Here is a 25,837-nt window from a genome sequence, read left to right as displayed (position 1 = left end):
AAACCGGCCTAGTCAGGCTGCAGGTCCCGATTGCGGGACATGTTTGGGAGGCTCAATTGAACAAGCGGTTTATCGCGGCGTCGCTGGCGGCGCTGGCACTCGCGGGCTGCGGCGGCGGCGGACAATCGGGCGGCAGCGGTGCCGGCCAGCAGCTCCAGATCGTCGGCTCTTCCACCGTGTATCCGTTCACGACAGCGGTCGCGGAGCAATTCCAGCGCGCCAATCAGGGGATGAGCGCGATCGTCGAATCGACCGGCACCGGGGCGGGCATGAAATTGTTCTGCGCGGGCGTCGGCGACACCTTCCCCGACATGACCAACGCCTCGCGCCGGATCAAGAAATCCGAGTTCGACGATTGCGCCAAGAACGGCGTCAAGACGATCATCGAGGTTCCGGTTGGGATCGACGGCCTCGCCCTCATCGAGGCGAACAACGCGCCCGGCTTCCAGCTCAGCACCGCCGACGTCTACAAGGCGGTCGCCGCCAATCCGTTCGGCAAGCCGAACACCGCCAAGACCTGGAAGGACGTCAATGCGTCGCTGCCGGCGATTCCGATCCGCGTGTTCGGGCCGCCGACGACGTCCGGCACTCGCGACAGCTTCGCCGAGCTGATCCTCGAAAAAGGCTGCGAGAGCGATCCGGCGATGAAGGCGCTCAAGGACACCGACAAGGACAAGCACAAGGACCTGTGCACCAAGGTCCGCGAGGACGGCGCCTGGGTCGATGCGGGCGAGAACGACAACCTGCTCGTCCAGAAGGTCACCCAGGATCCGGGAGCGATCGGCATCCTCGGTTATTCCTTCCTCGAGGAAAATACCGACAAGGTCCGGGGCATTCCGTTGAACGGCACTGCGCCGACCGCGGAGACGATCTCCGCCTTGACCTATCCCGGCGCGCGCCAGGTCTACGTCTACGCCAAGGGCGAGCATGTGAATGCGGTTCCGGGCATGAAGGAGTTCCTCGCCGAATATAGCCGCGCCTGGGGCAAGGGCGGCTATCTGGAGCGCCGCGGCCTCATCCCCTCGCCCGCCGACGTGCAGGCGAAGGCGGTCCAGGCTGCGACCCAGCTGACGCCGCTGAACGGCGCCGACCTCAAGTAACCCGTCGATTGTCGCATCTCTGTCGCGGAGAGGCGCTAGCCGCCTTTCCGCAGATGCTCTTCAACAAGGACCACGCCCGAACGTGACGTCGCTCGCACTTTTCGTGATCGTCCTCGGCCTCGCCGCCCTGGGCTGGCTGATGGCGCGGGCGCGGGCGATCGCCTTTCGCCGCGCGGCGGGGGCGGAGCGTGCCCATTCGCTGCCCAATTATCATGGCTGGTACGTCGCCCTGTGGGCGGCGGTGCCGGCCTTGCTGTTCCTGGCGGTCTGGACCCCCGTGTCCGGCAACCTCGTCACCGAGCAGGTGATGACGAGCCCGGCCGCTGCCACCCTGCCGCCGTTCGAGATGCAGCGCGCGGCGATCCTGCGCGAAGCGCGCGAGATCGCCGAGGGCGACCGTCCCGGCGGGTTCAACCCGCAATCGAGCGAGCTTGCGCCGGTCTACAGGAGCGCGCTCGGCCATTATCGCACGATCGGCGCCGTCGTCGCCCTGCTGCTCGCCTTCGCCGGCGGCGCATTCGCGTTCAGCCGGGTGTCGCCGCATTTCCGCGCTCGCACCAAGGTCGAGCGGCTGGTGATGGCCGGGCTGCTCGCCGCGTCGACGATCGCGATCCTGACCACGGCGGGGATCATCGCCTCCCTGCTATTCGAATCGATCCGCTTCTTCTCGCTGGTCAACCCAATCGAATTCCTGTTCGGAACCCATTGGAGCCCGCAGATCGCGATCCGCGCGGACCAGGCTGGCTCCTCCGGCGGCTTCGGCGCGATCCCGCTTTTCTGGGGCACGATCTTCATCGGTGCGATCATCGCCATGCTGGTGGCGATCCCGCTCGGGCTGATGAGCGCGATCTACCTCACCCAATATGCCAGACCCGCGGTGCGGCGCTGGATGAAGCCGATGCTCGAGATGCTCGCCGGCGTCCCGACCGTCGTCTACGGCTATTTCGCGGCGCTCACCGTGGCGCCGCTGATCCGCGATTTCGGCAAGGCGATCGGAGTCGCCAGCGCCACCTCGGAAAGCGCGCTCGCCGCCGGCCTGGTGATGGGAATCATGATCATCCCGTTCGTGTCTTCGATGGCCGACGATTCGATCACCGCGGTGCCGCAGGCGATGCGCGACGGATCGCTGGCGATGGGCGCGACCACGTCGGAGACGATCCGCAAGGTCATCGTCCCCGCCGCCCTGCCCGGCATCGTCGGCGGCGTCCTGCTCGCCGTCAGCCGCGCGATCGGCGAGACGATGATCGTGGTGATGGCGGCCGGCCTCGCCGCCAATCTTACCGCCAACCCGTTCGCAAGCGTCACCACCGTGACCACCCAGATCGTCCAGCTGCTGACCGGCGATCAGGAATTCGACAGCGCCAAGACCCTGGCCGCGTTCGCGCTGGGGCTGGTCCTGTTCATCGTCACCCTGCTCCTCAACATCGTCGCCCTGCGCGTCGTGAAAAAGTATCGCGAAGCCTATGAGTGAGACCGTCCTGCGCGCCCCCACCGACTGGAAGGGCAATGCGATGCAAAGGCGGATCCGCCGGCGCTATGCCACGGAACGCCGCTTCCGGTGGTTGGGCCTCGCCGCCATCCTGATCTCCGCCGCCTTCCTGGCCTTCCTGCTGGTGACGATGATCGCCAAGGGCGCCGGCGGTTTCCGCCAGACCGAGATCCGGCTCGAACTCGATTTCCCGCGCAGCGCCCTGCTCGCGTCCAGCACCGGCGGCGAGATCGAAGGTGCCGTGGCGGCTGCGGCGGACTCGCAATATGGCCGCAACGGCGCCCGCTTGCTGTCCGACACCGCCTGGCTTCGGGTCGAGCGGGCTATCGAGCAGGATCCCGCCCTGCTCTCCCGCAAGGAGACGATGTGGCTGCCGGCGGCAACCAACGTCGACACCGCCTTCAAGGGCAATGGCGACGCGACGTCCGAAGGCATCGTCGCGTCCCTCGACGGCCGCGACGCGCTGCGCACGACGTTCAACACCGATTTCCTGGTCTCGGCGGACGCCACCGACCCGGCCTCGGTCGGGATCTGGGGTGCGTTCAAGGGTTCGCTGCTGACGATGATCGTCACCCTTGGCCTCGCCTTCCCGATCGGCGTGCTGTCGGCCGTCTATCTCGAGGAATATGCGAAGCGGAATCGCTGGACGGACTTCATCGAGGTCTCGATCAACAATCTTGCGGCGGTGCCGTCGATCATCTTCGGCCTGCTCGGCCTCGCCGTGTTTCTCAACACGATGCACCTGCCGCGTTCGGCCCCACTCGTCGGTGGGCTTACCCTCGCCCTGATGACGATGCCGGTGATCGTCATCGCCGGACGCAACGCAATCAAATCGGTGCCGCCGTCCATCCGCGACGCCGCCCTCGGCATCGGCGCCAGCAAGGTCCAGGTCGTCTTCCACCACGTGCTGCCGCTGGCGCTGCCGGGCATCCTCACCGGGACGATCATCGGCATGGCCCGCGCGCTCGGCGAGACCGCGCCGTTGCTGATGATCGGCATGCGCGCGTTCATCGCCACGCCGCCGTCGGGCATCACCGCTCCGGCGAGCGTGCTTCCGGTCCAGATCTTCCTCTGGTCGGACGAGGTCAGCCGGGGCTTCGTCGAGAAGACGTCCGCGGCGATCATCGTGCTGCTCGTCTTCCTGCTCGCGATGAACGGGCTGGCCATCTACCTCCGCAACAAGTTCGAACGCCGCTGGTGACAGAGATGAACGATATGCAGACCATGACCACGGAGACACGCCTCTCCAACGACGCCGCGCCCAAGATGACGGCGCGCGACGTCAGCGTCTATTACGGCGCCAAGAAGGCGATCGACTCCGTCTCGATCGACGTCAGCCAGGAACATGTCACCGCCTTCATCGGCCCCTCGGGCTGCGGGAAGTCGACCTTCCTGCGCACCTTGAACCGGATGAACGACACCATCGCCAACGCGCGGGTGGACGGCGCGATCGAGCTGGACGGCGAGAATATCTATGCCCCGTCGATGGACGTGGTGCAGCTGCGCGCCCGGGTCGGCATGGTCTTCCAGAAGCCCAACCCGTTTCCGAAATCGATCTACGAGAATGTCGCCTACGGCCCCCGCATCCATGGCCTCGCCGCGGGCCGGTCCGAGATGGACGGGATCGTCGAGCAATCGCTGAAGCGCGCCGGCCTGTGGGAAGAGGTCAAGGACCGCCTTCAGGAAAGCGGCACCGCCTTGTCGGGCGGACAGCAGCAGCGCCTGTGCATCGCCCGCGCGATCGCGGTCGAGCCGGAAGTGATCCTGATGGACGAGCCGTGCAGCGCGCTCGACCCGATCGCCACCGCCAAGATCGAGGAGTTGATTCACGAGCTGCGCGGCCGCTACGCGATCGTCATCGTCACCCACAACATGCAGCAGGCGGCACGCGTGTCGCAGCGCACCGCCTTCTTCCACCTCGGCAACCTCGTCGAATATGGCGAGACGTCGGAGATATTCACCAATCCTCGGGTCGAGCGTACCAAGGATTACATTACCGGCCGCTACGGCTGAGGAGAGCTTGAATGGGCATCACGACCGGTCACACGATCAAGGCGTTCGATCAGGATCTCAACCAGCTTCGCGCCAACATTGCCGAAATGGGCGGCCTTGCCGAAGCGGCGATCGCGGATTCGATGCGCGCGCTCGTCCGCCGCGACCCCGATGCGGCGGCGACCGTGATCGCCAACGACGCGAAGCTCGACGTGCTCGAAGTCGAGGTCGAGCGACTGGCCGTGCAGATCATCGCGTTGCGCGCGCCGATGGCGGACGATCTGCGGGAGGTGGTCGCGGCGCTGAAGATCGCCGGCCTGGTCGAGCGGATCGGCGATTATGCCAAGAACATCGCCAAGCGGGTTCACGCCATCGAAGGCAGCTCCGAGCTGCGCCCGCTGTCGCTGCTGCCGGAAATGGCGCGGATCACCGGCGAGATGGTCCACATGGTGCTCGACGCGTTCGTCCAGCGCGACGCGAAGAAGGCGGTCGAGGTCTGCGAGCGCGACCGTGCCGTCGACGATTTCTACAACAGCCTGTTTCGGACCCTGCTCACCTTCATGATGGAGGATCCGCAGAACATCACCGCCGCCACCCATTTGCTGTTCGTCGCCAAGAATCTGGAGCGGATCGGCGACCATGCCACCAACGTCGCCGAAATGGTCTATTTCGCGGCCACCGGCACCCATCTCGGCGAGCGCGAGCGCGGCGAGGACCCGTCGGCGATCAGCTGAGACCCGGCTGGAGCAGGTGCTTCTGCACCTTGCCGGCGGCGGTGCGCGGGAATGCCGCGACGAACTCGAAGCTCTTCGGCACCTTGTAGGCGGCCAGCCGGGCGCGGCAGAAGGCGAGGAGTTCGCTCTCGCTCGGCCTCACCGCATCGTTGGCGACGCACAGGAAGGCGCAGCCGACCTCGCCCCATTGCGCGTCCGGCACCGGCGTCACCGCGGCTTCGGCGACCGCCGGATGGAGCGCGAGAACGGCCTCGACCTCGGCCGGAAACACATTCTCCCCGCCCGAGATGAACATCTCCTTGCGGCGTCCGGCAATGTAATAGAAGCCCTCGGCATCGCGGCGGGCGAGATCGCCGGAGCGTAACCAGCCGTCGTCGGTGAAGGCGGCGCGCGTCTCGTCCGCATCGTTCCAGTAGCCCGGAGTCACGGCCGGGCCGGCAAAGAGCAATTCGCCCACCTGCCCGTCGGCGACGTCGTTGCCGGCGCCATCGACGATGCGAGCACGGACCAGCATCTGCGGCTTGCCGACGCTTCCGATCCGATCCCAGGCGTCGGCCGGAGAGGACAGCAAGGCGGTGGGACCGGTCTCGGTCATGCCCATGCCGTTGCACAATCGTATGCCGAGATCGCGGCAGCGAAGCGCGGTACGAACCGGCAAAGGCGCGCCGCCGCAGCCCCAGTGTCGGACCCGGGAGAGCGGCGCGACGGCGAAGCGCGGATGATCGAGCAGGGCCTGGTAGACGGTCGGCACGGCGAACATCGTGTCGAGACGCTCGGCTTCGAGCAGCGCTACGATCTTTTCGGCATCGAAGCCCGGCAGGATCAGCACCCGACCGCCCTGCATCAGCGTCGGCAGCGCATGCAGATTGATGCCGGCGGTGTGAAAATTGGGGAGGAAGGCGGCGGTGACATCCGCGGCGGCGATGTCGATCGCCGTTCCGATGTTGACGAAGTTCGCGACCGCCATGCCGCGGGTGTAGATCACGCCCCTGGGCCGGCCGGTCGTTCCCGACGTGTAGATCAGATACCAGATCGCATCCGCCGGCCAGGACTCGCGAATCGGACCATCGGGGGCAGCCGCCACCAACGCCTCGAATTCGGCGTCCAGGTTGATGGTGGCGGCGGCGCCCGCCAGCGCCGATGCCGCCGGCGCTGCGTCATCGTCGTGGAACAGCAGTCGCGGCGTGCAATCGGCGAGCAGGTGAAAGAGTTCGGCCGGCGGCATCCGCCAGTTGAGCGGGACCAGGATCGCGCCGATCCTGGCGCAGCCGAACAGCAGTTCGAAGAAGCCGATGCGGTTGCGGCACAGGATCGCGACGCGGTCGCCTTCGCCGACGCCGTGCGCGCTGAGCAGGCCGGCCACCTTCCCGGCGCGGGCATCGAGCGCCGCATAGGTCAGCGTGCGCCCAGAGCCGATCTCCTCCAGCGCCACGCGATCCGGCGTCAGGATCGCGCGTTTGCGGAGAAGATCGGGGAGATCGGCGCACGGCCGCTGCGCCGGATCTCCGGCGTACCGCGAGGGATCGCACCCGATGAACGCTTCCTGGACCGGCTGCTGCGCCATCTCCCCTCCCGTGGAGAGGCTATCGCGATTGCGCGTGGGAAAACAGGCCTAGCGGCCGGTTTCGAGCGCCTTCAGCACCGCCGGCGTGATCCCGCTGACGACGCGCTTGATCCCTTGAAAGTTGGGATGGACCCGATCGGGCAGGTTGAGCGCCATGTTTCCGGCCACTCCGGCAAGGAAGAAGGGGTAGAGCGGCGACCCATATTTGCGGGCGAGATCGGGAAAGATCGTGTCGTAGTCCCGGCGATATTGCGCCCCGAGATTGGGCGGCGCCAGCATGCCGACGACCAGCACCGAAATATTGCGCCGCTTGAACTCCGCCAGGATCGCGTCGAGATCCTCGCGCGTCTGCCGAGGCGGCAGGCCGCGCAGCATGTCGTTGGCGCCAAGCGCGACGATCGCGAGATCCGGCTTCTGCTTCAGCCCGTCGAGCGTCCAGGCGAGCCGTGCCCGCCCCTGACCGGCGGTGTTGCCGGACACGCCGGCATTGGTGACGAACGCGCGGACGCCATGCCGCCGCAAGGAATCCTCGAGCTGAGGCGCGAATCCCTGGCCCGGCGGCAGGCCGTAGCCGGCCGTGAGGCTGTCGCCGAAGGCGAGGACGTGGACGTCGCGCGCCGCGGCTTCGGCCGGGATTCCCGCGGCCATCAGCAGCAGCGCGTAGACAAGCCGCGCCGCCACACCATATGCGAACCGAAACGACATCGGATTTCTCTCCCCAACATGACCGGCTCCTACGTTATCGACGCTTCGAATGTCACGCTGTCGCTCGGCTCGGGTGCGGGCCGGGTCGAGATCCTGCGCGGCATCGGCCTTCAAGTCCCGAGCGGCCAGAGCGTTGCACTGCTCGGCCCCTCCGGAAGCGGAAAATCTTCCCTGATGGCGGTGCTTTCCGGTCTCGAGCGGGCGAGCGGGGGAAGCATCCGGATCGCGGGCGAGGACTTCACCAGCCTCGGCGAGGATGCGCTCGCCCGGGCCCGCCAGGGGCGGATCGGCATCGTTCTCCAGGCCTTCCATCTGCTTCCGACCATGACCGCGCTCGAAAATGTCGCCGTGCCGCTCGAACTTGCGGGCCGCGCCGACGCTTTCGAGATCGCGCGGCGCGAGCTCGAGGCGGTCGGCCTCGGCCACCGGATCGGCCATTACCCCGCCCAGCTTTCGGGCGGCGAGCAACAGCGGGTGGCGATCGCCCGCGCGATGGCGCCGAGCCCTCAGATCCTGTTCGCCGACGAGCCCACCGGAAATCTCGACGCGGCCACCGGTCACGCCATCCTCGACCTTCTGTTCGCGCGCCAGCGCGAGACGGCGGCGACCCTGCTCGTCATCACCCACGATCCAAGCCTCGCCGAACGATGCGAGCGGGTGCTGGAGATGCAGGACGGGCAGATCGCGCGGGATTCGCGGTCGTGAGCGCGGGGAAGTTCATCCTCCCTGTGAGCGAAGCTCATGGGGAGGGGGACCATTCGAAGAATGGTGGAGGGGCCAGCCGCGCGGCGAGCCCCTCCACCGCGTTTCACGCGGTCCCCCTCCCCATCCGCTTCGCGGACAGGGAGGATGAAGCGTGATTGCCCTCCGCCTCGCGTTGCGGGACCTTCGCGGAGGGCTGGCCGGGCTGCGGCTGCTGGCGGTCTGCCTGTTTCTCGGCGTTGCGGCCTTGGCCGGCGTTGGATCGCTGTCGGCGGCGATCGTTACCGCGCTGGCCGATCGCGGCCAGGAGATATTGGGAGGCGACGTCCAGCTCACCGTCGGTGGCCGCGAAGCGACGGCCGAGGAGCTGCAGGCGTTCGGCCGTGCCGGGCGTCTAGGGCAGGTCACGCGGATGCGGGCGATGGCGGCCACCGTCGACGGCGCGGAGAGCGTGCTGGTCGAACTGAAGGGCGTCGACGAGACCTATCCGCTGTTCGGCACTTTTCGGCTTCAGCCCGGCGCGCTGGCGGCGCGGCCGCACGGCAACGAGGTCGCGATCGGCGCGGAGCTCGGCGATCGCCTGTCGGTGCGGCCGGGCGGCACGATCCGGATCGGTGCGGCGAACCTCAAGGTGGTCGGCTTCATCGCCGAGGAGCCGGACCGGGTCGGCCAGGGCTTCACCCTCGGCTCGACCGCGCTCGTCGATCGCGCCGGGCTGCAGGCGACGGCTCTGGTGCAGCCCGGCAGCCTCTACACCAGCGCCTATCGCCTCCGCCTTCCCGCCGGCAGTGACCCGGAGGCGGTCGGCAAGCGCCTCGCCGACCGCTTCAAGGATGCCGGCTACCAGGTCCAGGATCGTACCAATGGGGCACCGGGCACGCGGCGCTTCATCGAGCGGCTCGGCCAGTTTCTCACCCTTGTCGGGCTGACCGCCTTGATCGTCGCCGGGATCGGAGTCGGCAACGGCGTCACCTCGTGGCTGGACCAGAAACGCGGCACGATCGCGACCTTGAAGCTGCTCGGAGCGTCCAGCCGCACGATCTTTCTGTCCTACCTGATCGAGATCGTTCTGGTCGCCGCTGCCGCGATCATCGCCGGCCTTGCCGCCGGTGCGCTGGTACCCGCGATCGTACTGCAGATTGCCGGCAATGCCCTGCCGGTGCCGCCCACCCTGTCGCTCTATCCGATGCCGCTGCTGGCGAGCGCCGGTTACGGGCTGCTGATCGCGCTGGTGTTCGCACTGGTGCCGCTGGCCAGAGCGCGAACGGTGCCCGCCGCCAGCTTGTTCCGCGGTAGCCTGGAGCCGCTCAGGCGGCCCGGCTGGCTTGCCATTGCGGGCGCTGCGTCGGCTGCTGCGGCGATCGCGGGCCTTGCCATCGGCACCGCGCGCGAACCGGCTTTCGCGGCCGGATTCATCGGCGCTGCACTCGGCCTGCTGCTGCTGCTCGTTCTGCTCGGGGCTGCGATACGCTCGCTCGCTGCCAGGCTGCCGCGCCCGCGCAGCCCCCTGTTCCGGCTCGCGCTCGCCAATCTCCACCGCCCGGGTGCGCAAACCGGAAGACTGGTCGTGGCGCTCGGGCTCGGCCTCACCCTGTTCACCACCCTGGCAGTGATCGAGAGCGCTCTGTCGGGGCAGATCCGCTCGACCATTCCCGCCAAGGCACCGAGCTTCTTCATGCTCGACATTCCCTCGGAGGAGGTCGGGCGCTTCCGCGAGATGGCCGGGCGCGCGGCGCCGCGCGGCGATCTCGTCACCATTCCGTCGCTGAGGGGCTCCGTCGTCGCGGTGGCGGGGAAGCGCGTCGCCGACATGACCGATCTGCCGCCCGAAGCATGGTTCCTGCGCGGCGACCGTGGGCTGACCTATGCCGCCGACCTTCCCGAAGGCTCGCGTATCGTCGACGGCAAATGGTGGCCGCGCGACTATCGGGGGCCGCCGCTCGTCTCGCTCGACGTCGAGGCTGCACGCTCGGTCGGCCTCAAGGTCGGCGACAGCCTCACCGTCTCGGTGCTCGGCCGCGACATCGAGGCGAAGATCGCGTCCCTGCGCGAGATCAACTGGGACACGATGGGGTTCAATTTCATCCTCGTCTTCTCGCCCGGCGCGCTCGAGAACGCGCCGCACAGCTTCATGGCCACGCTGTCGATGCCGGCGGCCGAGGAGCGCCCGTTCGCCAATGCTGTTTCGCGCCAGTTTCCGACCGTGTCCGCAATCCGGGTCAAGGATGTGGTCGAGACGGTGGCGAACATGCTCGGGCAATTGTCGGTGGCGGTCCGTGCTGCGGCCTCGGTCGCGATCCTCGCCGGGATCGCCGTCCTCGTCGGCGCCCTCGCCGCCAGCCGCCGCGCCCGCACCTACGACAGCGTGATCCTGAAGATGCTCGGCGCCACCCGCGCCCGAATCCTCGCCGCTCAGGCACTGGAGTTCGGCGCCCTCGCCCTGATTGTCAGCGGCGTCGCCTTCGTCCTCGGCACCGGTGCCGGCTGGTATGTGGTGGTCAAGGTGCTGGAGCTGGAATGGGTGCCGGACTGGGCCATCGTCGCCGGCACGCTCGGGGCCGGCGCACTGGTCACCCTGGTGCTTGGCCTGCTCGGCTCGCTCCCGGCGCTTGCCGCTCGACCGGCCCGGGCGCTCCGCAGCCTCTGATCTCACCGGGGCTGGACGGCGCTGGCGTCCCTGGGCCAAGCTCGCATCGATCACTCCGTGAAAGGCCCGAGTCCATCGTGCGAGCTTTCCTGACCGTCGCCCTGTCAGCAATGCTTACAGCCGCTGCGCCTGCGCCGACCGATCAACAAGCGCAGCTTGACGCCGCACTCGAGCGGGGGCGCCGTCTCTACGAGATCGACATTGCGGGATGGGTCAGCACGGACGCGATGTTGGCAAAAGCGCCCGAGACGCGGCAATGGCCGATTCGAGGTTGGCTGGTTGAACCTGACCCGGACCGTTCCGGCACATGGCTGGTAACCTATTATCTGCTTCCTCACGGTCCCGACGGTGAGGCCCTGCCGGCCTTCCGGGCGCGCGTCGCCAATGGTCAGGTGTCCTCGGCCGAGGTGGTGCCCGTCGTTGCCAGAACCGCGCTCCAGCCGGCGCAGATGCGTATCGTCCGCGCCATCGAGGCCGCGCGGAAGCTCGACCTGAAATCATGCACCGGCGCGCGACTGAACGTCACCGTGATCCCGCCCGCATCCGCGACGGCGCCCCTCGAAGTCTACCTTCTCACGCCGCAGACCGACGAGAAGGTCTTCCCGGTCGGAGGCCATTACAAGGCGGTGTTCGCTCCCGACGGGCATCTCGTCTCCCAGCGCAAGTTCAGCAACGCCTGCCTCAACATGGACGGCCGGGCCTCTCCGAAAGGCGCTGCCATGTTCGTGACGCATCTTCTCGACAAGATCCCGACAGAGATCCACGTCCTTCTCTCGATCCAGACCGGAACCCCCCTCATGGTGGGAATGACAAACAAGGATATCTGGTCCGTAACCCCGCAGAGGATCGAAAAGGTGGGCCGCCTTTGAAGCCCGAACTCTTTCGCCCGTTTGCGTGAAGCGTGTAGAGGGCGAGCATGAACGAAATCTCTCGCATCGCCGCCCAGCCCGCTTATTCCGAAGCCGCGCAGCGGAGCCTGGCCCGCGCGCCGGCTCTGTTCATCGACGGCGCCTGGGTCGCCTCGAGCGGCGATGCCACCATTGCCGTGCACGATCCCTCGACCGGCCGGCAGATCGCGACGATCGCCGATGCCACGGATGCGGACGTGGATCTGGCGGTCTCGGCGGCCCGGCGCGCCTTCGACGACGGACGCTGGACCGGCCTCTCCCCCTACCAGCGCGAGCGGGCGATCCACCAATTGGCCGACCTGATCGAACAGCATGCGGCGGAGCTGGCCGAGCTCGAATCGATCGACAACGGCAAGCCGCTGGCATCGAGCGCCGGCTACGACATTCCACGCAGCGTCTCGACGCTGCGCTACATGGCGGGCTGGGCGACGCGGCTGACCGGCGAACATCTCGATCCGGCCAATTTCCCGTCGGGCGCCGTCCATGCCTACATCCGTCGCGAGCCGGTCGGCGTCTGTGCGCAGATCGTGCCGTGGAACTATCCTTTGATGATGGCGGTGCAAAAGATTGCGCCGGCACTCGCTGCCGGCTGCACGATGGTGCTGAAACCGGCCGAGCAGACTCCGCTCACCGTTCTCCGCCTCGCCGACCTGATCGCGCAGTCCGATATCCCCGCCGGCGTGATCAACATCGTCACCGGCTATGGCGAAAGCGCCGGCGATCGCATGGTCCGCCACCCGGACGTCAACAAGATCGGCTTCACCGGATCGACCCATGTCGGCAAGCTGATCAGTCGTGCCGCGGTCGACACGCTGAAGCGGGTGACTCTGGAGCTTGGCGGCAAGTCTCCGGTGATCGTGCTGCCCGACGTTGACATCGGCCAGGCCGCGAACGGCGCGGCGCGGGCGATCTTCTCGAATGCCGGCCAGGTGTGCATCGCCGGATCGCGGCTGTTCGCTCATCGCAGCATCTTCGACCAAGTGATCGAGGCGGTGGCCGAGGATGCAGGCCAGTGGACGGTCGGCCCGAGCCTCGCGGCCGGAACCCGGATGGGCCCTTTGGTCTCGGCGGAGCAGCATGCGCGCGTGCTCGGCTATATCGAGGCCGGGCGGCAGGAAGGCGCCTCCGTGCTCGTCGGGGGCGACACGCCCGGGGGTGACGGCTGGTTCGTCAATCCGACCGTGCTCGTCGACGTAAAACCCGAGATGAAGGTGGTGCGCGAGGAGATATTCGGACCGGTGCTCGCGGCCCAGCGCTTCGACGATCTCGACGAGGTCGCCAGAGCCGCGAACGACACCCAATATGGCCTGTCCGCGAGCATCTGGACTCGCGACCTCTCGGCCATGCACCGCCTTGCCGGCAAGCTGAAGAGCGGCATGGTGTGGGGCAATTGCACCTCCGCCGCGGACAGCTCGATGCCGTTCGGCGGCGTCAAGCAATCGGGACTCGGCCGCGAGGGCGGGCGCGTCGGCATCGAAGCCTATACCGAGCTCAAGACCGTCGGCATCATGCTCTGACGTTGGTCCCGGCCCGCGGGCCGGGGAGCATTTGGCCGGTTGCGGCGCCTTCCGAGCTGAGGCACGATGCCTCTCGGCTTTGGGGGAGGCTGTCATTCGCGAACGGACCAGAGCATGGCAGTGCCGACCGGCAGGGGCTCGCGCCCCGCTGCGGTTCCTTGCGCTGGTCGCCGCCCTCCTGCTTTCGGCACCGGCAAGCGCGGCAACGGCCGATCTGCTCTGCGGCGGCGGGACCGGGCCAGGCAGGTTCCCATCCGATCGCGCGCTGATGATGGCAGCCGAGCGGGCCGAGCAACTGCTGCGCAGCGACGATCCGGAGTCGCTGCAGGAGGCGACGCGCATGCTGGAGATCGGCATGGACGATGCCGTCCCGCCCGCCGCTCGCAGCCTTGCTCGCTATTGCGCGGCGGCCGGCGAGACGATGCGGCGCTCGCCGGAGGGGAGCCAGGCGCAGGCGCAGAGCTTCCTGACCACGGCGTTTCGAACCGTCGGGCCGGAGGCTCCCGAGCTGTCCGCGCTTGCCGCCTACCGGCTCGGGCTGGTCGCGCTCGCTGCCCCGGGATCGGGCACAAGCCGCGGCAGCAAAGACGAGGCCGAGACGCCGCGCCAGGCGAGGTCGGTGACGGCTGCCGATCTTGCCGTCGCCGAGCGGAGCGAGATCGACAGCTGCGGCGACCTGTCGGATCGCAATCTTGCCAGAACCACCAACGCCTATTTGTCGATGATCGCACTCCAATGCGCCGCGGCGCGGGCGCTGCGCAACGGCGACACGGAGCTGTCGGCGCTTGCCGGCCTCCGGCTGGTGCGGTTCTGGCTGGCACTCAGCCGCAATCCGGCGGAGGATCGTGCCGCGATGCGCCGCTCGGGACTCGAGGCGGCGATCCGCACGCTGCCCGCAGCGGCTGTCATCCCGGCGCCGGATCGCCGCGCCGAGGTGCTCGGGCGCCTGCTTGCGACGATGCTGGATCTGGGCGGCGCCGAACCACAGATTTTTTCACGCGGCCTCGCAACGATGCGAGAGGGCCAGCCCACAGGCGCCGCCGCGCACGCTTATGCAGACGAGATCGAAGCGCGGCTGGCGCTGGCCGGGGGCGATGCCGCACGGGCGGTCGCGCTTGCCGAACGGGCGCTGCTTCTGGAGAGCAGCCGGCCATTGCCGGCGCGCCTCCCGGGCCTTTATCTCCTGCTCGCCGCCGCCGATCCGGCAGATCGGGACCGGCACAACGCCGCTGCCCTTGCGGCGCTCGAAACGCTGCGCCCGCTGCTTCCCCGGCTCGATCCGCTGACCGAGGAATCGACCTTCTCACTCTACATGCGCGACGTCTTCGAGCAGGCGGCCGACGTCGCACTGACCGGTGCCGCGGCGGATCCCGCGCGGATCGACGCAGCACAGATCATCATCGAAGCGTCGCGCCAGGCCGAGTTGCAGAATGCGGTCGGCAGCGAATGCCTGCCGCCTCGCGATGCGCTGAAGCCGCAGGATCTCGCCGCCGGAGAGATCGTCCTGTATCCCCTGCTGCTGCCGGACCGGATCGAACTGCTGACCCTCTCCGGTAGCGAGGTGCACGGAACGCGCCGCTTCCGCCGACTGCCACCGGACCGGAGCGCCAATCGCGACGAGGTCGCGCGCCTGGTGGAAGCGATGGTGCTCTCCACCACCTATGGCGACGACACCGCCTGGCAGGCTCCGGCGCGACGGCTGTATCAGTTGCTGATCGCCCCGATCGAGAACCAGCTCGGCCCGGAGTCGGTGATCGCGATCATCCCGGATGGACCGTTGCGGGCCTTGCCGTTCGCGGCGCTGGTCGACGCCGACGGCCGCTTCCTTGCCGAGCGAAGCCGGATCGTCGTCGCGCCGGCGCTCGGCTACCTGCAGCCCGGAGAGATACGGGGCAACCAGCCAATGCGGGTGGTCGCCGCGTCCCTGCAGCACCGCGTGCGCCTTCCCGCCGGCGCGTTCCCGGCGCTGGCGAGCACCGCGGCGGAGGCCGAGATTGCGGCGGCGAGCGGCGCCCCGGGCGAGCATCTCGCCAATTTCCGACGAACCGATCTCGCCCGATCGATGGCGGCAGGGCCGGTCGACATTCTCCATCTCGCCACCCACGCCTCATTCGATGGGCGTTCGGACCGAGCCTTCATCGTCGCCGACGGCGAGGTGATCCGCCTGCGCGAGCTGCGCGACATCATCGGCAACAACCTCCGCCGCGGCGACTCGCTCGATCTGCTGGTGCTCAGCGCCTGCGAGACCGCGGTCGGCGACGACGAAGCGAGCATGGGCCTCGCCGGCGCCGCGGTGCAGGCCGGCGCCGTCAGCGCTCTGGCGTCGCTCTGGCAGGTAGACGATGCCGGCACAGCAGAGCTGATGCGGCTTTTCTATGCAGCCTATGGTGCCGGCCGATCCCGATCCGCCGCCCTCCGCGAGGCGCAGATCGCGATGATCCGGAGCCGCGGCGAACAGGCGCGGCCGCATATCTGGGCCGCATTCACTCTGCTCGGCGCCTGGCGATGAAAGCCCTGCTCGCAGCAGCCATGCTTCTGGCCACCGGCGGCCGCGCGATCGCGCAGGCGCCGGCGGCGACGACGATCACCCCCGATACCGCCGGCGGCCTTGCGCTCGGCACCGTCGTGACCCGCAGCGGATCCGTGGCCTCGATCGATGGCGGACAGGTGTCGGGCGCCAATCTGTTCCACAGCTTCTCGCACTTCGATGTCGCCGCCGGCGACACCGCCCGCTGGACGCACGCCGCCGGCAATGCCGATGCGATCGCAAACGTCGTCAACCGGGTCACCGGTGGCGATCCCTCGCGACTGTTCGGCACCCTCGACAGCAGCGCGCTGCCCAACGCCGATTTCTATTTCCTCAACCCGGCCGGAGTGATCTTCGGCGCCGAAGCCCGGTTGAACGTGCCCGCTGCCGCCCATTTCTCGACCGCGGGCACGCTTCGCTTCGCGGACGGTACCGCCTTCATCGTCGCCACGCCGAGCGGGTCGACGCTGTCGATGGCGGCTCCTGAGGCGTTCGGGTTCCTCGGCAACGAGGGCGCGATTCTGGTCGACGGCACCAATGCGGCGTTGCTTCCCGACGATTCCACGCTCTCGCTCAGCGCCGCCGATATCCAAATCCGCGACGCGACTCTGACCGGCGGCGGAATCCGGCTCCACGGCGCCGGTGCCGGAGCGAGCATCGTCCCGCTCTCGGCTGAAACGCCGGGCAGCGGATCGGTCAGTCTGGACAATTCATTCCTGATCACCACCGCTACCGCCGCTGCCCGCGGAGAGATCGTTGTGGCCGGCGGCGACGTCTCGTTGAACGGCAGCGCTCTTTCGGCTTATTCGTCTCCGGACGCGGCCGGCGGCGCCATCGATGTGACGGCCGATACGCTGACGCTGTTAGAGGCATCAAACCTCATGACGACGGGGATCGACGGGACCTCCGCAGGCGACATGACGATTGCGGCGCGCCGGATCGACCTTCGCGGCGGATCGGTGATCGCCTCGCGCAGCACTGCCGAGGGCGCGCCCGGAACGATCAGCCTGACCGGTGAGCAGATCCGGCTGTCCAACGCCGACATCGTCTCCGAGGCGTTCGGCAGCGGCGACGCAGGCGTCGTGCATCTCGCCGGTCGCGACAGCGTCACCCTCGAAGATTTGTCGTCGATTTCGACCGACTCGAACGGCTCGGGCGACGGCGGCGCCGTCCTGATCGAGACGTCGAACCTTCGCCTCGCCGACAGCTTCATCTCCGCCGATGCGCTGGGGGAAGGCGACGCAGGCGGGGTTCTGATCGACAGCGAGAATGCGGAGCTGGTGCGATCCTACATGACGTCGGATTCCTACGACACCGGCGATGGCGGCCTCGTCCAGCTGAATGTTCCGGGAACCCTGGCCCTCCGCGACGAATCCTATCTGACCTCGAACGCCTATTCCCAAGGCGATTCCGGCGGCGTGCTGATCGGAGGCGGCACATTGCTGCTCGATCGCAGCAGCATCCTTGCCAGTGCCTCGGGCGACGGCGAGGCGATATTGGTCGGAATCGATCTCAGCGATCGCCTGCGACTCGAAAACGGAGCGAGGATCGCGTCGAACACGTCCGGGCGCGGAGAAGCCGGCGGCATCCTGATCGAAGCGCCGCGGGTGGAACTGGTCGGGGGTGCCATCGCCTCCGAGGCGCTCGGCGAAGGCGATGGCGGGCTGATCTCCATCGACGCGAGCCACTCGGTCACGCTCGAAGGCGGGGCCACGCTCAGCTCCGACAGTCGCGGCGCCGGCGATGCCGGCGGCATTGCGATCACCACGCCCTCGCTTCGAGTAGCAGACAGCCGAATCTCCTCGGACGGGCTCGGCGACGGCGATGGCGGCGACCTTGCGATCGATGTCGCCGGCGCCCTCGTCATCGACGACGGCACGATTTCCGCCGGCATCGAGGGAAAGGGGCTTGGCGGCGACATCACCATCGCCGCGCGGGAGATCGAGATCGGCTTCGGCGGCATCTCCGCCAACAGCGGTTTCTTCGCCAGCGGCGACGGCGGCGACGTTACCATCCGCACCGACAGCCTGGCGATGAAGGCGCTGAGTTCGATCACGTCGAATTCGGGCGACCGCGGCAACGGCGGCAATGTCGTCATCCAGGCCGGACGCCTTACGATGGACAGCCAGGCGACGATCACCTCTCGCAGTCATGGCAGCGGCAATGGCGGCTCGGTGTCGTTGCGCGGCGGCAGTGCGCGCATGACCGATTCGTGGATCGATTCGGATGCGTTCGGCGCCGGCAATGGCGGCGCCGTCACGGTGGAACTCGCATCGCTGGAAATGCTGCGCAGCCGGATCAGTTCGGAAGCGGGCGATGTCGGCAATGCCGGCACCGTCGACATACGGGTGAGCGGCAGCATGACCCTCGACAACACCGATATCGGCACCAGCACGGCCGGCTCGGGCGCAGCGGGAGATCTGACCATCGAGGCGGGCACGCTGCAGGCATCCGGGCGGACGCTGATCGGATCGGATGCGAGCGGAGAAGCAACCGGCCCCAGCGGCAATGTCGAGATTGTGGCCCGCGCGCTGACGCTGACCGAGGGATCGACGATCACCACGTCCTCGGTCAACTCGAATCCCGCGGGTAGTGTCGGCGTCGAAGCCGAAGACCTGCTGGTCTCCGGCACAGGCTCGCAGATCGCCAGCGAGAATCTGAGCGACGGCGGCGGTGCTGCCGGCAACGTCGTCCTGAGCGGCGCGCGCATTACGATCGCCGAAGGCGGTCGTTTGACCACCAACTCGGCGAACGGCGCGGCCGGCAACATCCTCATCGACATGCCGCCGACCGGCTTCCTCACCCTCATCGGCAGCGGCCAGCCCGGTGCGATCGAGACATCGTCCGGACCCGGCACTGGCGGCCTGATCATCATCGCCAGCCCGTTCGCGATCGTCTCGCACGGCGGCGAGATCCTCGCGCTCGGCGAGAGCGGCGGCGCCAACGTGCTCATCTCCAGCAACTACTTCATCACCTCGGCCGATCGGCTGAACCGGGTGGAAGTGGATGGCGATCTCGAGTTCGACAACGCCATTTACGACGTCAGCGCCGGCACCGTCGCACCCGATCTGTCGGTAATCGACGCGTCAGGAATCCTGCGCGGGCAATGTCCGGCGCTCCGGGCCGGCGGCCGCTTCAGCCAGCTTTCGGTGCGGCCGACCGGGCCCTATGCGCTTCCGGCCGCCCTCCCCACGGGGACGACGTCCCGGCCGAACACGTGCCGGTGAGCCTCGCCCACGTCGGCGGCCTGCTGCTGAGCCTCGCCGCACCCGTGCACGCGCAGACGGCGGCCGACGCGCCGCATGAACGCACCGGGCCCGGAGCAGAGCCGCCGATCCTCCCGGCATGGGCGAGCCCGCACGCTCTGCCGTCGCAAGCCCCGGCAGCAGACGACAAATCGCAGCCCGTGACGGGGGGAGAACAGCGGGTCCGATCGATCGTCGTCGTGGGCGACTTCGCCCGGGGCGGCGGCATTCCCGTTTCCAGCTGGCGTCCTCCCGAAGGCAGCGCCGCCGCGCTCCGGCTCGATCATCGTCCCGGCGAAGCCCTGGATGCGGCGTGGATCAGGCGGCAGTTCGCGCTTAACGGCCTTCCCGGCAGCGAGGGCCGCGTGTCCGCGGCGCTGGCGCTGGTCCAGTCGATCAATCGTGCGCTGGTCACCGCTGGCTTCGTCAATTCCGGCCTGATCGTATCGGAGAGTTCCCGGATCAGCAACGGCGTCCTGGAAGTGCGGCTGGTCGAGGGCCGGCTGGTCCCTCCCGCCAACGACGAAGAGGCGATTAGCGTCGCGTTCGCGGACGACGATCCGAACGGACTCACCGCCGGATTCATTCGTCGCCGCTTCCCGGCCGCGGCGCGAACGCCGCTCAGCGCCGTTGCGATCGAGCGCGATTTCCGCCTACTGGCGGAGAGCCCGGCGATCCGCACGATCAACGCCGATCTTCGCCCCGGCGCCCGTCCCGGAGAAGCAAGCCTGCACCTCCTGGTCGAACCCGCGCGGCGCGGCGACGTCAGCTTCGGCTACGCCAACGATCGCTCGCCGGCGGTTGGCAGCGAGCGTCTCTCCGCGGCGGGCTACTTGCGTAACGCACTGACCGGCGGAGACCTGATCACCGCCGAGATCGGCTATACGAAGGGCGTGGAGGATGCGCAGATCGCTTATGCGACGCCGTTTCTCTCCCCGCGGACCAGCCTGAACCTGCGCGGCAGCTACAACGATGCCGCGGTGGTGGACCGCCCGTTGCTTCCACTCGACATCCGTGCCGAGGAGCGCGCGGTCGAAGGCGGCATCGTCCACCGCTTGATCGAGGAGCCGCTCGCGCCGACCGCCGTCGCCGGCCGGTGGACTCCGTCGCGAACCCTGTCAGCCGGGCTGCTGGTCGCCTATCGCGATCAGCGCAGCTTCCTGTTCGGCGAGCCATTCTCCTTCGCGCCGGGATCGAAGGACGGGCGCAGCCGCTACGGCGCGCTGCGGCTGACCGGCGATTATCTCGTGCGCGGGGTGCGGGAGGTGCTTGCCGTCTCGGCGACCGCGACGATGGGCCTTGGCGGGACCCGGTCCGACATCCCGGGCATCCTCAATCCGGACCCAAACTTCCTCGCCGGCCTGGTGCAGATCAATTATGCGCGGCGGCTCGGCGGATCGGGGCTGGAAGTGCGCGCACGGCTTGCCGGTCAGCTGGCCAGCGGCATCCTCTATTCGGGCGAGCGGCTGTCGATCGGTGGCCAGAGCAGCGTCCGGGGCTATCGAGAGAATCTCTTCCTGGTCGACGAAGGCGCGATCGGCGGAGCTGAGCTTGCGTGGAACTTCAACCTTGCCGGCAGAGCGGCGGCGCAGCGCCGGTTCGAATGGGGATCGTTCTCGCTTTCCGGATTTGCCGACGCCGCATTCGCGCACAATCAGGCGGACCCGCAGCCGCCGCGGCGGTTCATCGCCAGTCTCGGCGCGGGCCTCGCCTGGACTCCGTCGGATGCGCTGCAGCTGTCGATCGTGCGCGGCGAAGCGCTGCGCGACGTTCCCCGCTCCGGCTCACGAGACCTGCAGGACCGCGGCTGGCACTTTCGCCTGACGGTCCGCCCGCTCCGGCTGCTCGGCACGTGAGGGGCCGAGCGCCTTCGGCTCAACGATCGCAGCGGGAATAATCGGGCTCGCGATCCTGCCTTGCCGCCTTCTTCTGCTCGCGCCCGATACATTCCTCCTGCTTGCGGATCTGACGTCCGCGCTTCTGATCCGCTTCCGACTGACTGGTCGTGACCGCATCGACGCCGCTGCCGACGGCGCCGACGGCGGTACCGGCCGCGCGCACCGGAAGCGTGACGATGTCGAGCGCCGTCTTGGCGACACAGCCGGTGAGGCTGAAAGCGAGAATGAAGGCGGCAACGACGCGCATGCTGAGATCCCGACGAGAGAAGCGACGATCCTATTCTAGAAGCGATTATCGGCGGCTGAACGCCTCATCTCGCTTTTCGCAGCGTCGCCGAATCCAGATCGAGTTCGGCCAGTGGGATCACCTCGACATCAGGGCGTATCGCCTTGATCTTGCCGAGGAACTTGGCGGAGTCGCCGACGATCACCAGGCTCGCCCGCTGCCCGGCGGCGATGCGCGCGGCCACCGCGGACGCGGCAGCCGGAGTCACCCTTTCCATGCGGCTGACATAAAGCGCGGCCTCCTCCGGCGGCAGGCCCTGCTGGACGAGATTGGCAAGCACCCCGCCAAGGCCGCCGCTAGTCTCCACCTGGCGGTTGAAATTGCCGGTCAGGAAGGCAATCCGCTTCGCTGCGGCATCGCCGTCGAGCGGCTCCCGGCCGAGCCGATCGAGCTCGGTCAGGAAGATCTGGGCGACGTCGGCCGCGCTCTCATTCTTGGTCTGCGCGCTCGCGGTCAGCACCGAGGTGTCCATTCGCGCCGGCATGGCGCTGTACGCGCCGTAGGAGAGCGCGCGCTTGACCCGCACCTCCTGGAACAGGCGTCCGTTCGATCCGGCGCCGAGCACCGCATTGGCCAGGGTGAGCGGGTAGTAATCGGCTGCGCCCCGGGCCAGCGAGGGCAAGGCTGCGATCACCGCGGCCTGTCCCGAACCCGGCATGTCGACGATGATCGTGCGCACCGGCCGAGCCTCGCCGGCGCGTGCCGCCGGTGCCTGCGGCGCCGGCCCCGCGCCTTGCCAGCCGCCGAACAGCGCCTGGGCAAGCGCGGTGGAGCGGTCCGCATCGATCCCGCCGGAGACGATGAGAGCGGCATTGCCCGGGTGCCACCAGGTTCGATGATGGCGGACGAGATCGTCGCGGGTCAGGGTCTGAAGCGACGTCGGCGTTCCGTTGGCGATCGTTCCGTACGGCGCGCTGCCGTAGACGAGCGGCGTCACCACCAGGCTGGCGAGGGCGCCCGGATCGCGCACCGCGATCGACAGTCCGTCGAGCGCCCGCTTGCGTTCACGCGCCAGTTCCGCCTCGGGGAAGGTCGCATGGGTGGCAACGTCGAAGAGGATGCGCCCGGCCGCTTCGAGATTCGCCACCGGAGCGGAAATCGACAGGAAGGCGCCGTCGGGACCGGCACCGCTGCCGATCTCCGCGCCGAGCGATTCGAGCTCGGCGGCGATCTGCTGGGCAGTGCGGGTCGGGGTGCCGCGGGTGGCAAGCGTCGCGGCCATCGACGCCAGGCCTGCCTTGGCTCGTGGATCGGTCGATGCGCCCCCCTTCACCACCAGCAGCATGGACGCGATCGGAACATCACCGGTCCTCGCCGTGACGACGCTCAGGCCGTTCGGCAGCTTCTCCTGTGCGATCACCGGCGGCGTGACCGGCACTGCGGCGCTGGGCACGGGCGGCTGTTGCCGCGCGCCCTCGTCGGCGAGGCTGTGCGGCGGCCGTGTCGCTGCCGGAACGCGTCCGAAGGCCGGCATCGGCACCGGATTGGCCCAGGCGTCCGCCGCGCCGGCCGGACGCTGCGCCTCGCTCAGATAGCGAAAGTCCACCGCCGCGTTCGGCGCCAGATAGGTTCGTGCAACCCGCTGGACGTCCGCCACGGTGACCTTCTGCACGGCGGCGAGACGCGCGTCCGCCGCGCGCGGATCGCCGGTGCGGACCAAAGCTTCGCCAAGCTCGAACGCGCGCCCGCTGAAGGTTTCGCGTTCGCGCAGGGCGGCCGCGAGCAGTTCGGTCTTGGCTTCGGCAAGTTCGGCGGCGGTCACCGGCGCCTCGCGGACGCGGGCGATCTCGCCGGCGAGGGCGGTCTCGACCTCTTCGACCCCCTTGCCGCCGGCGAGGATTGCGTAGGGGGCATAATAACCCTGCTCCTCGACGTCGCTGAGATCGCCGACGATCGAGGTGGCAAGCTGCCGGTCGTAGACGAGGCTGCGGTTGAGCCGCGAGCTGTCCCCGGCGGTCAGGATCATGTCGAGCACGGCAAGCGCCGGCATATCGGGGTGGGCCGAGCCGGGGATCCGCCACAGCGAGCCGACCACCGGCAACGGCACGTTGGGCGCGTACATGGTGACTTTGCGGGGTGCCGAGGGCATCGGATCGCGCGCCGTGATCGCAAGCGGGATGCGGTTCGGCCGGCTCGGGATGGCGGCGAAATAGGTATCGACCCAGCGCTGCAGCTGCGCCTCGTCGAAATTGCCCGACACGATCAGGGTCGCCGTGTCCGGACCATAAAAGGCCTCATGAAAGGCGCGCGCGTCAGCGAGTGTGGCCGCATCGAGCTGCTCGATACTGCCGATGCCGGGCCGCCGGTGCGGCATGCGGTCCCAGCCCTGCTCGTTCAGCAACAGGCGAAGCCGTCCGTACGGCGGCGCAAGCACACGCTGGCGCAGTTCCTCCTTGACCACGTTGCGTTCGGTCTCGAACACATTCTCGTCGACGACGGGCAGGGCCATCCGCTCGGCATGCGTCCACAGCATCGTCTCAAGATAGCGGGCGGGAACGATCTCGTAATAATTGGTCCGGTCGTACCAGGTCGACGCGTTGCGGACGCCGCCCACATCCTCGGTGAGCTTGTTGATCATGTTATAGGGCATGTTCCGCGTCTTGCGCGACAGGATGTGCTCGAACAGGTGCGCAAAGCCGGAGCGCCCTTCCGGATCATGCTTCGAGCCGACCTCGTACCAGACGGACACCGCGACGTTGGACGTGCTCGCATCCTTGATCGTGATCACCCGGAGGCCATTGGCGAGCCGCCTTTCCTTGAAGGCGATCGGCGGAACGGCGATCGCCTGAGCCGCTTTGGCGGGGCGCGCAGCCGTATCCCGGGCGCCTGCCGGGGCTGGGGCGATCGCCAGGATCATGCCCATCCCCAGCAAGCCGGCTTTCGTCATCCCGCGCATCCCAGCCTTCCTCTCTCTCTCCCTTGCGTGTCGCAGCGATAGGGCGAAGCGGAAGACGCGGCCAGCGCCAAGGCGGCACAGTTTTGGCGATTCTTGCTTTTCGAATGCAGCGACGCTTCCCGGCGCCGTGCCAATCGTGCCCGAAAAGCCGCAACATCCGGAAATTGGAGGAGAAAGACTCGCAGCTAATCTAGATAAGCGCGCGCCATATCGGCACCACTTATGCACCTGCGCCGGGCGGGGGGCGCACGCGATTGGCGTGTCCGGAATTCCTCGTCCAAGCGAGGAGTAGACGTGCCGGACGTGCATCCGACATTCGGGAAAATGATCAAGCGGCTCGAAAGCCGTTCGCCGCTCTCGGACTCCGATCGGGAGGCCCTGGCGTCCCTTCAGCACAGTGTCCGCAAGGTGCCGACCGGCGGCCATCTGGTCCGCGACGGCGAGCCGCCGGTGCACTGCGCGCTGCTGCTCTCCGGTTACGCCTATCGCTACAAGATTACCGGCGAAGGCGCGCGGCAGATCGTCTCTCTGCACATGGCCGGAGAATTCGTCGACCTGCAGAACAGCTTCCTTCAAATCTCCGATCACAGCGTGCAGACCCTGACCGAAGCCGAGGTGGCCTTCGTGCCGATGCAGGCGATCCGGGACATCACCCTCGCCCATCCAGGCGTGGCCCGCGCGTTGTGGGTCGACACTCTGATCGATTCATCGATCTTTCGCGAGTGGGTCGTCAATGTCGGCCGCCGCGACAGCCGGACCCGCGTCGCCCACATATTGTGCGAATTCTCGCTGCGGCTGGAGGCCGCCGGTCTTGCCAAGGACCATCGCTACGAATTGCCGATGACCCAGGAACAGCTCGCCGATGCCGTCGGCCTCACCTCCGTCCACGTCAATCGGGTGCTGCGCCAGCTGGGCGAGGAAGGCCTGATCAGCCGAGACCGGCGATCGATCACCATCGAGAATTGGCCCCGGCTAAGGGAAGCGGGCGACTTCAACGAACGCTATCTCCACCACGATTTCGTCGCGGCGGCACGGAACTGATCCATCTTGTTGCGCGTGGTACCTGTTTGGGATCACGGTGGCGCTTCGCTTTGTAGAGTTCCACCCCGAGTCGGAGCGGGGCCATGTCCAGAAGAGAGTCGATCCGCCACCACGCCGATCGTGCATTTCAGGAGCTCGAACGGGCGCGGTCAGCATCCACCGAGGAAGCAGCGATGGCGCATCTCGAGCTGTCCGAACTGCATCTCGGGCGAATGCACAGCCTGACCGAGGCGCCGGTTGCACACCTTCAGGTGGTGCCCAACTAAACGCCGTTCCCGCCAGGAAGCTCGGCAAACTCTAACGCACGTGAGTGCAGTCCTCGCGTGAACCGTGCACAAACCGAGTCTCGACATTGCGTCACTGGGGACAGGTGAACGATGCGCATCGGCGACGAGATCAGCTTTCACTCGCAGCGCGCCAGGATCGAACTCGATCTGGCGGCACGGGCGGGGTGTGCCCGTGCGGCCCAGGCCCATTTCGGACTTTCGCAGCTGCACCTGGACCGCATGCGGGATCTTGCCGAGACCCGCGACAGGTCGCCAAAGCCGCGGCGCCCATCCCTCTCCGCCGCGACTTGAGGGGCGCG

19 protein-coding genes are annotated in these 25,837 nt (G+C 68.0%); 15 read left to right on the top strand and 4 right to left on the bottom strand.

Annotation, left to right across the window (positions count from 1 at the left end; all coding sequences use genetic code 11):
- Nucleotides 1–56: 56 nt before the first annotated feature.
- The 5 genes from ETR14_RS12530 (at nt 57) to phoU (ending at nt 5,315) form a co-directional block, all read left to right on the top strand.
- On the top strand, nt 57–1,100 hold the full coding sequence (locus tag ETR14_RS12530; protein ID WP_129384966.1) for a substrate-binding domain-containing protein: 1,044 nt from the start codon (nt 57–59) through the stop codon (nt 1,098–1,100).
- 82 nt (nt 1,101–1,182) lie between these two features.
- Complete coding sequence (gene pstC / locus ETR14_RS12525) at nt 1,183–2,571, top strand: phosphate ABC transporter permease subunit PstC (protein WP_129384964.1); 1,389 nt, start codon at nt 1,183–1,185, stop codon at nt 2,569–2,571.
- Nucleotides 2,564–3,790, top strand: coding sequence for a phosphate ABC transporter permease PstA (gene pstA, locus ETR14_RS12520; RefSeq protein WP_243455887.1), 1,227 nt, complete (start codon nt 2,564–2,566; stop codon nt 3,788–3,790). Before pstC ends, pstA begins: the two co-directional genes overlap by 8 nt.
- A 23-nt stretch (nt 3,791–3,813) precedes the next feature.
- Complete coding sequence (pstB, locus tag ETR14_RS12515; protein WP_129384963.1) at nt 3,814–4,602, top strand: phosphate ABC transporter ATP-binding protein PstB; 789 nt, start codon at nt 3,814–3,816, stop codon at nt 4,600–4,602.
- An 11-nt stretch (nt 4,603–4,613) separates the two neighbouring features.
- The gene (gene phoU, locus ETR14_RS12510; RefSeq protein WP_129384961.1) at nt 4,614–5,315 is read left to right on the top strand and encodes a phosphate signaling complex protein PhoU; all 702 of its coding nucleotides are present in this window, start codon (nt 4,614–4,616) and stop codon (nt 5,313–5,315) included.
- Here phoU and ETR14_RS12505 read toward each other — a convergent pair.
- Together ETR14_RS12505 and ETR14_RS12500 are read right to left on the bottom strand one after the other, a co-directional pair.
- Nucleotides 5,308–6,879 (bottom strand): long-chain fatty acid--CoA ligase, encoded by a 1,572-nt coding sequence (locus ETR14_RS12505; RefSeq protein WP_129384959.1) that lies wholly within the window; start codon nt 6,877–6,879, stop codon nt 5,308–5,310. The two genes, phoU and ETR14_RS12505, sit on opposite strands and share 8 nt — an antisense overlap.
- A 48-nt stretch (nt 6,880–6,927) precedes the next feature.
- A complete protein-coding gene (locus ETR14_RS12500; protein WP_129384957.1) occupies nt 6,928–7,584 on the bottom strand; it encodes an arylesterase in 657 nt (218 codons plus the stop codon).
- Between the two features lie 18 nt (nt 7,585–7,602).
- Between ETR14_RS12500 and ETR14_RS12495 the strand changes: the two genes are divergently transcribed.
- From ETR14_RS12495 to ETR14_RS12465, 7 genes are all read left to right on the top strand, one after another.
- The gene (locus ETR14_RS12495; protein ID WP_129384955.1) at nt 7,603–8,289 is read left to right on the top strand and encodes an ABC transporter ATP-binding protein; all 687 of its coding nucleotides are present in this window, start codon (nt 7,603–7,605) and stop codon (nt 8,287–8,289) included.
- 151 nt (nt 8,290–8,440) lie between these two features.
- Nucleotides 8,441–10,933 (top strand): ABC transporter permease, encoded by a 2,493-nt coding sequence (locus tag ETR14_RS12490; RefSeq protein ID WP_129384953.1) that lies wholly within the window; start codon nt 8,441–8,443, stop codon nt 10,931–10,933.
- A gap of 77 nt (nt 10,934–11,010) precedes the next feature.
- On the top strand, nt 11,011–11,802 hold the full coding sequence (locus tag ETR14_RS12485) for a hypothetical protein (RefSeq protein WP_129384951.1): 792 nt from the start codon (nt 11,011–11,013) through the stop codon (nt 11,800–11,802).
- Nucleotides 11,803–11,849: 47 nt separating this feature from the next.
- Complete coding sequence (locus ETR14_RS12480; protein ID WP_129384949.1) at nt 11,850–13,358, top strand: aldehyde dehydrogenase; 1,509 nt, start codon at nt 11,850–11,852, stop codon at nt 13,356–13,358.
- Nucleotides 13,359–13,626: 268 nt separating this feature from the next.
- Complete coding sequence (locus tag ETR14_RS12475; RefSeq protein ID WP_129384947.1) at nt 13,627–15,867, top strand: CHAT domain-containing protein; 2,241 nt, start codon at nt 13,627–13,629, stop codon at nt 15,865–15,867.
- The gene (locus tag ETR14_RS12470) at nt 15,864–19,112 is read left to right on the top strand and encodes a filamentous hemagglutinin N-terminal domain-containing protein (protein ID WP_129384945.1); all 3,249 of its coding nucleotides are present in this window, start codon (nt 15,864–15,866) and stop codon (nt 19,110–19,112) included. Before ETR14_RS12475 ends, ETR14_RS12470 begins: the two co-directional genes overlap by 4 nt.
- Nucleotides 19,109–20,986: a ShlB/FhaC/HecB family hemolysin secretion/activation protein gene (locus tag ETR14_RS12465; RefSeq protein WP_129384943.1), complete on the top strand. Its 1,878-nt coding sequence runs from the start codon at nt 19,109–19,111 to the stop codon at nt 20,984–20,986. Before ETR14_RS12470 ends, ETR14_RS12465 begins: the two co-directional genes overlap by 4 nt.
- A 19-nt stretch (nt 20,987–21,005) precedes the next feature.
- Here the strand turns inward: ETR14_RS12465 and ETR14_RS12460 are convergent, their stop codons facing one another.
- A complete protein-coding gene (locus ETR14_RS12460; protein ID WP_129384941.1) occupies nt 21,006–21,275 on the bottom strand; it encodes a hypothetical protein in 270 nt (89 codons plus the stop codon).
- A gap of 64 nt (nt 21,276–21,339) precedes the next feature.
- Nucleotides 21,340–24,201, bottom strand: a complete 2,862-nt coding sequence (locus tag ETR14_RS12455; RefSeq protein ID WP_129384939.1) for a pitrilysin family protein — start codon at nt 24,199–24,201, stop codon at nt 21,340–21,342.
- 333 nt (nt 24,202–24,534) lie between these two features.
- On the opposite strand from ETR14_RS12455, the gene ETR14_RS12450 reads away from it, so the two are divergent.
- The 3 genes from ETR14_RS12450 (at nt 24,535) to ETR14_RS12440 (ending at nt 25,829) form a co-directional block, all read left to right on the top strand.
- Nucleotides 24,535–25,251 (top strand): Crp/Fnr family transcriptional regulator, encoded by a 717-nt coding sequence (locus ETR14_RS12450; protein ID WP_129384937.1) that lies wholly within the window; start codon nt 24,535–24,537, stop codon nt 25,249–25,251.
- 83 nt (nt 25,252–25,334) lie between these two features.
- On the top strand, nt 25,335–25,517 hold the full coding sequence (locus ETR14_RS12445) for a hypothetical protein (protein ID WP_129384935.1): 183 nt from the start codon (nt 25,335–25,337) through the stop codon (nt 25,515–25,517).
- Nucleotides 25,518–25,628: 111 nt separating this feature from the next.
- Nucleotides 25,629–25,829, top strand: a complete 201-nt coding sequence (locus ETR14_RS12440; RefSeq protein ID WP_129384933.1) for a hypothetical protein — start codon at nt 25,629–25,631, stop codon at nt 25,827–25,829.
- The last annotated feature ends 8 nt before the right edge of the window (nt 25,830–25,837 follow it).

The sequence above is a fragment of the Sphingosinicella sp. BN140058 genome, from assembly GCF_004135585.1.
Taxonomy (GTDB): Bacteria; Pseudomonadota; Alphaproteobacteria; order Sphingomonadales; family Sphingomonadaceae; genus Allosphingosinicella.
The sequence above is the reverse complement of the archived record's forward strand: the minus strand, read 5'-3'. Positions and strand labels throughout refer to the sequence as shown.

What these genes read in the sequence shown, in the direction of transcription:
- pstA (WP_243455887.1), top strand. Translation starts at nt 2,564, where the DNA reads ATGAGTGAGACCGTCCTGCGCGCCCCCACCGACTGGAAGGGCAATGCG.
- pstB (WP_129384963.1), top strand. Translation starts at nt 3,814, where the DNA reads ATGACCACGGAGACACGCCTCTCCAACGACGCCGCGCCCAAGATGACG.
- phoU (WP_129384961.1), top strand. Translation starts at nt 4,614, where the DNA reads ATGGGCATCACGACCGGTCACACGATCAAGGCGTTCGATCAGGATCTC.
- ETR14_RS12505 (WP_129384959.1), bottom strand. Translation starts at nt 6,879, where the DNA reads ATGGCGCAGCAGCCGGTCCAGGAAGCGTTCATCGGGTGCGATCCCTCG.
- ETR14_RS12500 (WP_129384957.1), bottom strand. Translation starts at nt 7,584, where the DNA reads ATGTCGTTTCGGTTCGCATATGGTGTGGCGGCGCGGCTTGTCTACGCG.
- ETR14_RS12495 (WP_129384955.1), top strand. Translation starts at nt 7,603, where the DNA reads ATGACCGGCTCCTACGTTATCGACGCTTCGAATGTCACGCTGTCGCTC.
- ETR14_RS12480 (WP_129384949.1), top strand. Translation starts at nt 11,850, where the DNA reads ATGAACGAAATCTCTCGCATCGCCGCCCAGCCCGCTTATTCCGAAGCC.
- ETR14_RS12475 (WP_129384947.1), top strand. Translation starts at nt 13,627, where the DNA reads ATGATGGCAGCCGAGCGGGCCGAGCAACTGCTGCGCAGCGACGATCCG.
- ETR14_RS12470 (WP_129384945.1), top strand. Translation starts at nt 15,864, where the DNA reads ATGAAAGCCCTGCTCGCAGCAGCCATGCTTCTGGCCACCGGCGGCCGC.
- ETR14_RS12460 (WP_129384941.1), bottom strand. Translation starts at nt 21,275, where the DNA reads ATGCGCGTCGTTGCCGCCTTCATTCTCGCTTTCAGCCTCACCGGCTGT.
- ETR14_RS12455 (WP_129384939.1), bottom strand. Translation starts at nt 24,201, where the DNA reads ATGACGAAAGCCGGCTTGCTGGGGATGGGCATGATCCTGGCGATCGCC.
- ETR14_RS12450 (WP_129384937.1), top strand. Translation starts at nt 24,535, where the DNA reads ATGATCAAGCGGCTCGAAAGCCGTTCGCCGCTCTCGGACTCCGATCGG.
- ETR14_RS12445 (WP_129384935.1), top strand. Translation starts at nt 25,335, where the DNA reads ATGTCCAGAAGAGAGTCGATCCGCCACCACGCCGATCGTGCATTTCAG.
- ETR14_RS12440 (WP_129384933.1), top strand. Translation starts at nt 25,629, where the DNA reads ATGCGCATCGGCGACGAGATCAGCTTTCACTCGCAGCGCGCCAGGATC.